This is a genomic window from Pseudorhodoplanes sp., from assembly GCF_046289595.1.
Classification (GTDB): Bacteria; Pseudomonadota; Alphaproteobacteria; order Rhizobiales; family Xanthobacteraceae; genus Pseudorhodoplanes.
The window spans coordinates 38,170-51,753 of record NZ_JBKBVB010000011.1 but is presented as its reverse complement, the minus strand read 5'-3'; the positions used below and the strand labels follow the sequence as shown (position 1 = coordinate 51,753).

Sequence of the window (13,584 nt, the reverse complement as noted above, 5' to 3'; positions counted from 1 at the left end):
TTCAGGAAGCCGTGACCGCTGCGAATGCAGGCGACACGATCATGGTGGCGCCCGGCACCTACACCGGCAACGTCATCATCAACAAGTCGCTCACGCTCCTCTCGACGGACGGCAGCGGAACCACGGTGATCGAAGGATCGGCGACCGGCGGCGGCCTGGGCACGATCATGATCACACCCGGCGTCAATAACGTCACAATCGGCGACGCGGGACAAGGATTCCACATCGTCGGCTACGACGTCGCGACGCACTCCATCGAGCACGCGGCAATCTACCTGCAGGGCGCGCATTCCGACATCACGATCCGCGGCAACAACGTCGAGGCGAATGGCGAAGCCGGCCTGCTGTCGGAATACAACGCGACGCTGTCGAATATCGTGGTCGACCAGAACGAGTTTTCCGGCGTCACCTTCTTTGACCCACCGAATGTGCGGGTCAATGGCGACACCGAGAATGCGCCGCGGCCGCTGGTCTTCCTGGGCACTAATGATGGCATCAATGGCATCGCCAACAACATTCAGTTCACCGACAATCTTGTGACCGGCACGGCCGGCGGCTTCACATCGGGCGGCGCACAGGCCGGCAACGTGTTGGTGAACATCGACGCAACCGACGCGGTGATCACCGGTAACACGTTTACCGGCTTCACCCATCAGGGCATGCCGCAACTGCGGGCGCGTGAAGAGAACCCGACCATAGAGAATAACGACTTCTCGAACGCAAATGGCGGCACGACCGGTCTGCTCGTTCTCGATGACGGCGTGCCTGGAACCGTCGCCAACAACGACGTGACAGGCGCAGTCATCGTTACCACGCCGGCAGGCACCGAAATGGGCTTTGGCTCCATCCAGGCAGCTGTGAATGCCGCACCTGCCGGCTCGACGCTCACGATTGCCCCAGGCATCTATACCGAGCAGGTCGTCATCACCAAGAATCTGACGCTGATCGGCGCGGGCGAGGATACCATTATCACGGCGCCCGCGGGCATCATCGATGCGATCAATGCCGGCGCCGGTTCTCGCGCCTCGATCATCACTGTGACCAACGGTGCGACCGTCACCATCCAGGATCTGCTGGTTGACGGTGAAGGTCGCGGCGACGAGCTCGAGGCCGGAGCCACCGACTTCCACGGCATCGCCTTCATCAATGCTGGCGGCACAGTCGACAATGTCACAGTCATCGGCATCCGCATGCCGCTCGACGTCAATGGCAATGTTTCCGGTATCCAGCAGGGCCGCGCCATCTACGCCAATAACGCCGACAGCGCATCGCGTTCGCTGGCCATTACCAACAGCACGGTCGAAGATTTCCAGAAAAACGCCATCGACCTTCGGGGCGCCGGTCTGGACGTCATCGTCTCCGGCAACACCATCACCGGCAACGGCGCAACCCCGACCACCGCGCAGAACGGCATCGTTCTGGGTGTGAGCGGAGAGGTCACCGGCAGCGTGACCGACAACATCATTTCCGAAATCGGCTACACCGGCCCGGCAAGTGCGGTTTCCTCGGGCATTCTCAGCTACGGTTCGGATGTCACTATCGCGGACAATACCCTGACCGCACCGACGCCCGATGTGGGCGAGACCCTGAAGGCCGCCGGCATCTACGTCCTCAATGATGACTCCGGTTCGGACGTCCAGGGCAACAGCATCGCCGGCTTTACCAGCGGCATCGTTTCCGACGGCGACGGCGGCCAGCCAATCCTGGACAACAACACCTTCTCGGGCAACGGCGCCAACCTGCAGGTCGTCAACCCGCAGGTCGCAGTCAACCTGGTGGGCACGGACGACGCAGACTCGCTGTCCGGCGGGGCCTTTAACGATACTATCACCGGCAATGGCGGCGACGACACGATCGACGGCAATGGCGGCGTCGATACGGTCGTTTACTCCGACATCCTGGACGCGAGCGATTTCTCCTATGGCGGTGGAACCTGGACCGTCACAACAGCCAGCCAGGGCACCGATACGCTAACCGACATCGAAATCGTTGACCACGGCGGCGCGAACAACATCCTGCTGGTCGGGGGCGGCGGCTTTGCCAGCATTCAGGCCGCGATCGACGCCGCGAGCGACGGCGACACGATCCTGATTGCCGAAGGCAGCTATGGCGCCTTCACCGTCAATGTCGACAATCTGACCATCGTGGCCGTCGGGGACGTCACCATCCAGGGCACGTTCCGCACCGACAATGCCATCACTGGCGAAACCAAGGACTTCTTCACCACCGCTGCGTCCTACTCGAATGCAGCCGGCGTTGGTGTGACCATTGCGGCCGACGGCCTCACGCTCGAAGGCATCACCATCAATAGCTTCTACCGCGGCGTCAGCTTCGGCGACGGCGTGGACAACACCCTCATCAAGAACGTCGATATCAGCGACGGCGTGGCGGGCTATTACAAGCAGCAAGAGGCTGATGTCAGCAACCTCACCATTCAGGGCGGCACAATCTCGCAGGTCTATCTCGGCACCGATTTCACAAAAACGCCGACCAGCGGCGACGGTTTGCTGACCGGTCTGACCATCGACGGGACGACATTCGAACACATCACCCAGAAGGGCATCTATATCGAGACCCTGACCAACGGTTTGATCACCGGCGTGGTGATGACCGACGTCGGCCAGTATGGCGGCGGCCCGGCCTTCGGCGCCGATGGCCTGCATGGCGGCGGTATCGACATCAATCTGAAATACGAAGAAGACTACCAGAACATCATCATCGAAGATTTCACGATGACGGATGTCGGCCTGTCCAACGGGCTTGGCACGCCGCACGGCAATGCCGCGGCCATCGCGGTGAAGGCGCGCGACGACGCGCCGAGCTACAGCAGCAATCCGGCGGAGTTCGACGGCGTTCTCATCATCCGTGACGGTACCATCAACGGGACGTCGACCGGCATCCGCGCCGGCGAGAACGGCAAGTCCGTCGCGGGTCCGGCCGTGGACATCCAGAATGTGACGATCACCAATGCGGCGCTGGTGGAAGTCGACAACGACACCCTGTCGAGCGTCACGTTCGGCGATGGCGCGGGCAACGACATCCATGTCGGAAACGTGGCTCTGACCGACGCAGTGACCTATGCCGACACGCTGCAGGCCAGCGACTTCTCCTATTCCGGCGGCACCTGGTCGGTGAATACCGCCACGGAAGGCGACGATACGCTGAGCGACATTGAGATCGTCGAGCATGGCGGCGCAGGCCGGTTCCTGCTGGTGGGCAATGGCGGCTTCGACACCATCCAGGCCGCGGTCAACGCGGCAGCATCCGGCGATACCATCATGGTGGCGCCGGGCGCCTATGCCGAGGCGGTGACGATCCCGGCCGGCAAGACCGGGCTTACCATCCTCGGCGCCAATTATGGCGTCGGCCATGACGGCAGCCGTGGCGCGGAATCCAGTCTCGACGGCGGCTTCATCGTCTTCGGGGACGGCGCAACCATTGACGGCTTTGAGATCACCGAGGGCACGCTGATTTTCGGCGAGACCGCGGGCGTCTATGTCCAGGCCGCAAATGTGACGATCACCAACTCGATCCTGGAACGCTCCGGCCCGGTGGATGGCGACGGCTCACGCGGCGTCATCAATGCGGTCGGCAATGGCGACGGGCTGACCGTCACCAACAACCAGATGAGCGGCTGGGCCACCGGCGTGTATGTGCAGGGCGCCGACAATGTCACGGTGTCAGGCAACGCGCTGACCGGCAATTATGTCGGCATGTCGGCCGACGCCTATCCGGGCGACAACGACAACCTGCAGGTCACCGACAACACCTTCGACAACGTGCTCGAAGACCTCGGCATCGGCGGGGTCGGGGGAACCTCCAACGGTTCGATCGACGGCAATTCCTTCACCAAGGGCATCTTCGATTACGACCCGGCGGACAACGACGCCCTGATCGGTGAAAACACCATCGACAAGCCGGTGGTCGTCACCGTGCCCGGCACCAGCACCCAGATGGGCTTCGACACCATCCAGGAGGCGATCGACGCGGCCCCAGCAGGGGCGGTGGTGACCATCGCGGCTGGGGTCTATCCTGAAAATCTCGTCATCACCAGGGGCATCACCCTGGTGGGCGTCGGCACCGTCACCATCGAACCGGCTGACGGCGAGCCGGTCACCATCAGCGGCGATCTCGGCGGTGACGATGTCACGCTGCAGAATCTCGACATCGTCGGCAATACCGGCGACTACGGCGTATATGTGGCCGACAACGCCAATGTCGGCACGTTGACGCTCACCGGGTCCAGCATCAGCGGCGCCGGCAGCTACGCGTTGTTCGTCCATAACGAGGACCTCAATACGACACCGAGCGCGGCCGAGGTGGTCGTCACCGATACCACCTTCGCCAATAACGGCTATGACGGTGCCACCGGTGCGGCGCATATCAAGCTGTTCGGCTTCACCGGCGATGCGACGATCCAGAACGTCACCATCGAAGGCGGCTCGGGCGGCTTTGCCCCGGCCAACCTCCCGAACCTGCCTGAATACGGCATCGAGATCACCGGCGTTCCGAATGTTCATCTCGCGACCGTGCCCCCGACCCCGCCGATGGGCCAGGTTTCGATCGACAATGTGACCATCACCGGTCAGTTCGAAAAGAACACCGTGGCGATCTGGAATTTCGGCGACATTGACGGCCTTTCGATCAATGGCCTCGATCTCTCCGACACCGAGACCAACTGGGGGCCCGTGTTCAACATCGACGGGGTTACCGCCGATTACGACGCGTCGGTCTTCGATATCGCTCTGCCGAGCGGTTCGATCGCGACCGAACTGCAGGGCGACAAGAACGCCCAGGACGACACCGATCAGACCATCACCGGCACCAGCGGCAACGACCGCATCATCGGCAAGACCGGAAACGACACCCTGATCGGCGGTGACGGCGACGACGAGCTGTTCGGGCACGACAAGGCGGGGGGCGCGGCGGCCGGCGATACCGGCAACGACACCCTGATCGGCGGCAAGGGTAACGATTATCTGGATGGCGGGGCCGGCATCGACACCGCGATCTATTCCGGCAACTGGTCGGACTACATCATCATCGATCACGGCGGCTATTTCACCATCGAAGACAAGCGGCCGGGAGAGGACGGCATCGACACGGTCTATAACGTCGAGTCTTTCGAGTTCGCCAACGCCACGTATAGCGCAGCCAACCTTCTCAACGTCGCGCCGACCGATATCGACCTTATCGGCGGCAGCGTCGTCGAGAATGCAACCAACGGCACGGTGGTGGCCACATTGTCCACCGTCGACGTTAACGGGGGCGACACCGCGACCTACACGCTGCTTGACAATGCCGGGGGCCGTTTTGCCATCAGCGGCAACCAGATCGTGGTCGCGAACAGCGGGCTGCTCGACTTCGAGACGGCCACATCGCATTCCGTCACGGTGCAAGTGACGGATGCCGGCGGGTTGACCTACGAGGAGACCTTCGTCATCAGCGTCACCGATGCCAATGACGTCGCGCCAAACTTCACCAGCCCGGCCAGCTTCACCATCGCCGAGAACACAACGGCGGTGGGCACGGTGGCGGCCGACGATCTCGACACAGTCGGCGGTCCGATCACCTATGCGATCACGGGCGGCGCCGATGCGGCGCTGTTCACGATCAACCCAACCACAGGCGCCCTCTCCTTCATCACTGCGCCAGACTTCGAAGTGGCGTCGCAGTATCATGTCGAGGTGACGGCATCGGACGGACTTAACACCTCTGTCCAGGCCATCACGGTCAACGTCACCGACGAGAACGACAACGCGCCGGTGCTCCAGACCACGGTGTTCAGCGTTCCGGAAAACCAGACGCTGATCGGCAACCTGGTTGCGATCGACCCAGACCTGACGGGCGGTTCTATCAACTATTCCATCACCGGCGGTGCGGATGCATCGTTGTTTGCGATCAACAATATGACCGGGGCAATCTCGTTCCTGGCAGCGCAGGACTTCGAAGGAGCGTCTCAGCAATTCGAGGTGGAAATCACCGTCTCGGACGGCACCAACAGCTCCACCGAGACGGTGACGATCAATCTCACCGACGTCAACGACAATGCGCCGGTCATCACCAGCTCGGCAACCTTCACCGTTTCCGAAAACACGACGGCGGTGGGCACGGTGACGGCCAACGACGTCGACACCACGGGCGAACCGATCACCTATTCAATCACCGGCGGCGCCGATGCGGCGCTGTTCACGATCAACGAGACCACGGGCGCCCTCTCCTTCGTCGCAGCCCCCGACTTCGAGACCGGCCCGGCTTCCTATTCGGTCCAGGTCACGGCGTCCGATGGGGTCAACGCCTCCGTGCCGCAGACCATCACGGTCACCGTCACCGATGAGAACGATACCGCCCCGGCTTTCACCAGCCCGCCAACCTTCACCATCGCCGAGAACACCACGGCGGTCGGCACGGTCGTTGCCACGGATCTCGACACCGTTGGCGGCCCGATCACCTACTCGGTCAGCGGCGGCGCCGACGCGGCGTTGTTCACGATCAACCCAACCACAGGGGCCCTCTCCTTTATCGCCGCGCCGGACTTCGAGACCGACCCGCTAGCATACGAGGTAGAAATCACGGCATCCGACGGGGTTAACAGCTCCGTCCAAACCGTCACCGTCAACATCACTGACGTGAACGACAACGCGCCAGTCATTACCAGCCCGGCGACGTTCACGGTTGCGGAAAACACCACGGCCGTCGGCGTCGTAACATCGTCCGACATCGACACCGTCGGAACACCGAACTACGCGATCACGGGCGGCGCCGACGCGGCATTGTTCACGATAAACTCGGAAACCGGGGCGTTGTCCTTCGTCAACGCTCCCGACTTCGAGACCGGTCCGCTTCAATATGAAGTCGAGGTCACGGTATCGGACGGCGCGCAATCGTCGGCACAGACCATTACGGTGGACCTCACCGACGTCAACGACAATGCGCCGGTCATCACCAGCTCGGCAACCTTCACCGTTTCCGAAAACACGACGGCGGTGGGCACGGTGACGGCCAACGACGTCGACACCACGGGCGAACCGATCACCTATTCAATCACCGGCGGCGCCGATGCGGCGCTGTTCACGATCAACGAGACCACGGGCGCCCTCTCCTTCGTCGCAGCCCCCGACTTCGAGACCGGCCCGGCTTCCTATTCGGTCCAGGTCACGGCGTCCGATGGGGTCAACGCCTCCGTGCCGCAGACCATCACGGTCACCGTCACCGATGAGAACGATACCGCCCCGGCTTTCACCAGCCCGCCAACCTTCACCATCGCCGAGAACACCACGGCGGTCGGCACGGTCGTTGCCACGGATCTCGACACCGTTGGCGGCCCGATCACCTACTCGGTCAGCGGCGGCGCCGACGCGGCGTTGTTCACGATCAACCCAACCACAGGGGCCCTCGCCTTTATCGTCGCGCCGGACTTCGAAGCGGCTTCGCAGTACAATGTCGAGGTGACGGCGTCGGACGGAGTTAACACCTCGGTCCAGGCCATCACCGTCAATCTGACCGACGTGAACGATACCGCGCCGGTCATCGTGACCACCTCCCTGTCGGTGGCGGAAGGCTCGACCATCGTCGGCGCCGTGGTCGCAAACGACGCCGATACCGTCGGCGGCCCGATCACCTATGCGATAACGGGCGGCGCCAATCAGGCGCTGTTCACAATCAATGCGACGACCGGTGTGCTGTCGCTTGTCACGCCACAGGACTATGAACTGGGCACGACCAGCTTCGAAGTCGAGGTCACCGCATCCGACGGGGTCAACACGTCGGCGGCGCAGACCATCACCGTCAACCTCCTTGACGTTGGTCCGGGCACGCCCGTCGACGTCAATGGCGCAGTCAACCAGGTGGTCGAGGGCGCTGCCGCCGGTACCACAGTCGGCATCGACGTCGACGCCTCCGACGCCTGGCCGGTGCTGCCGGACAATGCGGTGTACTCGATCATCAGCGACACCTCAAACGGCGGCTTCCAGATCAATCCGACGACCGGCCTCGTGACGGTCGTTGACGGGACAAAGCTCGACTACGAGACGGCGACGCAGCACACCATTATCGTGCAGGCGCTCGACCGCATCGGCGGCAATGCTTCGACGGCGGCGTTCGTGATCAATCTGCTGGACGTGACCGGCAACACCATCACCGGCACGAACAAGGCGGATCTGATCACCGCGGTTTCGGGTCCTGGCGGCTCTACCGCATCCAACGTTGTCGCGACGTCAGAGGCGGATATCATCACCCCCGGCAAGGGCGTTGATTTTGTCGACGGCCTGGCCGGCGACGACATCATCCAGATCAACGGCAAGGACAATGCCGCGGATACGCTGCTGGGCAATGTCGGAACCGACACCATCCGGGTGCTGGGCACCAAAGGCGTGACCCTCAATGGGTTCGACACGGTGCTCAGTTCGATCGAGCGGTGGGAAGGCAACGGCGCCGGTATCATCGGTTCGAAAGGCAACGATGTCTTCGATTTCAGCAACCTCGACTTCGTCAGCAACATGGGAACGATCGACGGCGGCAACGGCAACGACGTCATCACCGGCACCCAGTTCGATGACGTGATCCGCGGTGGCAAGGGCGTCGACACCCTGAACGGCGGCGACGGCAACGACACCTTCCTGCTCAAGGGCAAGGACGATGCTGCCGACATCATCGACGGCGGCGCCGGAATCGATACAGTTCAAGTCTCCGGCTCGGTGACCCTCAACGGCTTCCACGCCGGCAATTCATCCATCGAGCAATGGTTGGGCACCGGCAAGGGCATCAAGGGATCGGCCGGGAACGATGTCTTCGACTTCTCCGCGCTCACATCCGTCGTCAATATGGGCATTGTCGATGCCGGTGCCGGCGATGACACCGTTATCGGCTCCAGCTTTGCCGACATCCTGCGCGGCGGCGTGGGCAACGACCGGCTCGACGGCGGCGCCGGAAACGACATCCTCACCGGCGGTGCAGGCAGCGACACCTTCGTCTACGCCACCGGCTACGGCCACGATACTGTCACCGACTACGCGGCCGGCCAGGACATTTTCGACCTGACCGGAACCGGCGTTGCGGATTTCGCTGCGCTGCAGATGACCGATACCGCCCAGGGCGTCGTCATAACCTTCGGCATCGACGACACGCTCACGATCAACAAGGCCACGATTGCCCTGTTGACCGCGAACCAGGGAGACTTCCTGTTCGCCTAAAACCGCAGAGCGGGATCCGGCTGCGCTGGCGCAAGGCTCACTTCGGCTAAACAAAGTCGAAGTGGGCCAGCGTCAGTTCGTGGACGTTCAACAGCGTTGCGATCAGCGTCGGCGACTGAGCGCCGGCACCGTCGGTATCCCAGAACAATTGCGAGCTGTCGGTATCGAAGAGAAACTGCCCGTGTCCGCTCGCGCTTGCCGCCACACCGGCGCCGACCTCGAGAAAATTCCAGAAGTCGATAGCGCTGATGCCAAACCCCGCCCTGTAAATCCGGATCAGATCGCCCTCGGTCGCGGAGAAATCCGTAATCACGTCCGCGCCGGAATTCGGGTCGGCGAAATAGAAAACGTCCGCTCCCGCGCCGCCCGTCAGAACATCGAAGCCTGCGCCGCCTTCGAGCAAATCGTTGCCTGCCCCGCCGTTTAGAATGTCGTCACCGGCGAGACCGTACAGCTTATTGTCTGACGCATCGCCGGTGATGACATCCGCAGCGTTCGATCCGATCACGTTTTCGATGCTGACATATGTGTCGCCCGCCGCATCTCCGAGGCGGCCGATGCCGCGCTCCAGATCCACATTCACGCCGCGCTTGCTGGTGACGTAGGACACGGTATCGTTGCCTTCGCCGCCGTCCAGCACGTCTGCCCCTGCGCCGCCGATCAGCACATCGTTGCCTGCATCGCCAAACAGAATGTCGTTCCGGGCGCCTCCGTCCAGCACATTGTTGCCTGCGTCACCCAGGAGATAATCGTCCCCTGCCGAGCCGATGAGGTTCTCTATACCAACCAGGACGTCACCCTCGGCATCGCCACCCTGCCCGCTGCCGGTCCGCAGATTGACGATAACGCCGACCTTCCCGGTCGCGTAGGATGCGGTATCGATGCCGTCTCCGCCGATCAGAATATCTGCACCGGCGCCGCCGATCAGCATGTCGTTCCCCGCACCGCCGTCAAGCACATTGGCCAGCGCGTTGCCGGTCAGAATGTCGTCGAATGCGGAGCCTACGATGTTCTCAAAGTCGGAGATCGTATCGATCCCCGCACCACCGGTGTTTTGCGGCTTGGTAAGGGAGAGACTTACAACGATCCCGGACATCGCATCGTCATAGAGAACGGTGTCGTTCCCGGCCCCGCCGATCAGGACGTCGTTGCCCATTCCGCCGGAAATCACATCGTCTCCGTCGCCACCCTCGATCCGGTTGTTGCCATCGTCACCGATCAGGATGTCATTGAAGCTGGATCCGATCAGATTCTCGATGCTGATGAGTCTGTCGCCATCGGAAGCGGTTCCCAGCACCAGGTTGACCGTTACGCCCCCGGCCGCGCCGAAATAGGAAGCGGTGTCGATCCCCATGCCGCCGTCCAGAAGATCGGCGCCGGCGCCACCGATCAGAAGGTCATTGCCTGCGAGACCGTATAGCTCGTTTTCGCCATCGTCTCCGATCAGCGTATCAGCGGCATTGGTCCCAATGACATTCTCGATATCGAAGAACGTATCGCCTTGCGCATCGCGGCCCGATCCTGTTCCGCGGGCGAGATCGATGAAGACGCCGGACCGGCTCGTCGCGTAGGAAACGGTATCGCGGCCCGGCCCTCCGATGAGAATATCGGCTCCGGGCCCGCCGATCAGCACGTCGTTACCCGCGCCGCCGGAAAGAATGTCGTTACCGCCCCCGCCGTTCAACACATTGTCGCTGTCATCGCCGGTGATGGTGTCGGCTGCATTCGTGCCAATGACATTCTCGATGCCTTCGAATGTGTCCCCCTCGGCCTCGCCGCCGGAGGCGAAGCCGGCGCCAAGGTCCACGACAACGCCAACCTTGCTCAGCGCATAGGAGACCGTATCGATTCCGGCTCCGCCGATGAAATGGTCGGCGCCGCCGCCGCCGAACAGCAGATCGTCGCCGTCCCCGCCGTCCAGGACGTTGTCTGACGCATCGCCGGTCAGAACATCGTTGAATGAGGAGCCGGTCAGATTCTCAAAGCCGGAGATCCTATCCAGGCCCGCGCCACCGGTCTGCTGCGCCAACTTGGCTGCCAGGCTCACCGTGACGCCGGACACAGCACTGGCATAGCTCAGCGTATCTATGCCCGCCCCCCCTGTCAGCACATCATTTCCAGCCCCGCCGTCGATCGTATCGTTTCCGTCGCCGCCATCGATGGCGTCGTTTCCGGCGCCGCCAATCAGAATGTCCGCACCGCGGCCGCCAAAGAAACGCACGTCGGCGTCACTTGCGATGACCTCGCTATCCGCATCGCCCGTAATCACGGTGCGCACATAGGTCCCCGCCGCAATCGCGATCGGGCTGTCGCCCAGCCATCCCGTGCCGCTCCGCAAATCGAGCAGCATCGAACCGGTGACCGCGGACGCAAAGATTGTTGCCGGGCCTTTTTGGTAGTCGAGTAACGATCTTTCCTCGGTCCAGTACTTGCCGAATTCATCTGTATAGAAGAACACCGACTGATCTTCGACCGACGAACCAAAGGCAGTCAGAGAAAGGTTGCTCAAACTTCCGACATCGCTCGCCGACGCGCTGGAGATCCGGATCGTCCATGTCCCGGCTGCGCTTTCGCCCTGGAACGCTCGCGACATCAGCTGCCAGCCGCTGGAAATTACCGCGCCCTCCAGTCCGTTCTGGTCCAGCAGGCGCGAAACCGTTCCGCTTGGCGAGATCAGATCGATGGTGAGATTACGGCTGGCACTGAATTTAAGGTCGGTCAGGTTCAGAACCATCGCTTCAATGGTCTGGTTGAGGCCGATCTCGATCTGGATATCGGTGGTCTTTGCCTGTCCGACATTCCAGGAGCCCGATGTTGTCCCCGTGGCGCTAAGCTCGTTGGCGCTGACGGCGGGCGCCGAAAATGCCTTAAACCAGTCTTCTGCGAGCAGAACAGCCGCATAGGCGTCGGCCATGCCGAAACCGTAATCGTTTGAGAAGTGCAGACCGCCGCCGTTCCAGTTTCCAGCTGCATTGAAGATCCACGCCGAGGCCTCATAGCGATAAGTTCCGGCGCCGATCTCCGAGCCGGTATGGGTTGCCGAAATCGCCAGAATCTTCTGCACATCCCGCCAGCCGAGGCCGGGATTGGCTTCAAGCATCGTGGCCTGAATTCCGGCAATCTGCGGCGTCGCCGCAGACGTTCCGCCGAAGGTCGAGGTGTAGTCGTCCTCCGAGTAGCCAAGCAAACCGGTTACGTCCGTCGTGGTGATGCCCGTATAGGTATCGCTCGAAGGCGCCACGACCAGAATCGATGCGCCGGGATTCGAATAGTAGGCGACGCTCCCGAGATGATCCGTCGCGCCGACAACCACGACGTGACGGTCAATCGTCAGTCCGTTCGTCTCCGTGCTCAGTCCGAGCTGTCGATAATTTCCCGCCGCAACATTTGCGATGGTGCCGAGCTTGCCGCGCCCCAGGTCGGCTGCCATCGTGAATCCGGCAAGTGCCGCGGCATATTCCGCAATGAGCGGATTGGCAGCAAATGCGCCGGTAAAGCTCCACGAATGATTGGTAATGTGGAAAAGTGTTTGCTGCTTCAGAACGTTCCAGACATAGGACGCGTCGCGCTGCGCATCATCGAAGATGTTGATCGGCGAAATCTTGGCTTCATGAGCGATGCCAACCACGCCCTCGCCGTTGCGGGCAGCAGCGATAATTCCCGCTACGCTCGTGGCATGTTCGTCGCCCTTCTCCGATATAAGCGTTGCATTTCCGCCCTTGATCTTCTTATTCAAGATCACATTGCTAGACAGGTCTGCATGACCGACATCCATGGCGGTGTCGTACACGCCGATCGATACGCCTTTTCCGCTGTAGCCCAACGTCCAGACGGGGGCCACATTGATGTTGACCATACCGGCGCTCGCATTTGCCCGACCGAACAGATTTTCCTGTTCGCCGAACAACGGGTCTGCAGGCAGATCTGCAGGGTTAACGGCCGATGATTCGAGCCAGATCCCCTGCGTGCTGATCGATAACGCCGCAAGATCGAATAACTTGTCGGAGCTCTCCGACGACTTCGAACGCTTTGACATGACCGCCCCCGGCCTTTTTTGTTGGAGCGGTCATCGCACGCGAAGCTTGATATAGAGGTTACGCAGGTCGTGATTGAAATTTTGCGATGAATCGGCGGCTAAGCAGCTCGATAAAATTTTCGATAATCGAGACACCGTCTGGACGAACGCATCGCACTCAGCGTGCTTCGCCCGCCTCCGCCGAAAGCACGTGCTTCAGAATGCGACTGTTAAGAAGGCGACTCTGCTTCAAGCAACTCAGCCGCAAGCAAGGCCGTGTGCGGCAATGTTCAACGAAGCATGCCGAACGCAAGCAGGCGCCGTTCGCTACGCGCCATGTAAAGGCCGCGCTAACCCTGAGACTTCGTCAAACCGCTT

At 61.7% G+C, this 13,584-nt stretch carries 2 protein-coding genes; one reads left to right on the top strand and one right to left on the bottom strand.

Annotated elements, in window-relative coordinates:
- Positions 1-11: 11 nt before the first annotated feature.
- Complete coding sequence (locus ACK41X_RS04595) at positions 12-9,191, top strand: cadherin domain-containing protein (RefSeq protein ID WP_409719734.1); 9,180 nt, start codon at positions 12-14, stop codon at positions 9,189-9,191.
- Positions 9,192-9,237: 46 nt separating this feature from the next.
- Here ACK41X_RS04595 and ACK41X_RS04590 read toward each other — a convergent pair whose 3' ends face one another.
- Entirely contained in the window at positions 9,238-13,227 is a 3,990-nt protein-coding gene (locus ACK41X_RS04590; protein WP_409719733.1) for a S8 family serine peptidase, read from the bottom strand.
- Between the last annotated feature and the right edge of the window lie 357 nt (positions 13,228-13,584).

Bases quoted from the DNA above. Each gene is read 5' to 3' on its own strand.
- ACK41X_RS04590 (WP_409719733.1), bottom strand. From the start codon at position 13,227: ATGTCAAAGCGTTCGAAGTCGTCGGAGAGCTCCGACAAGTTATTCGAT.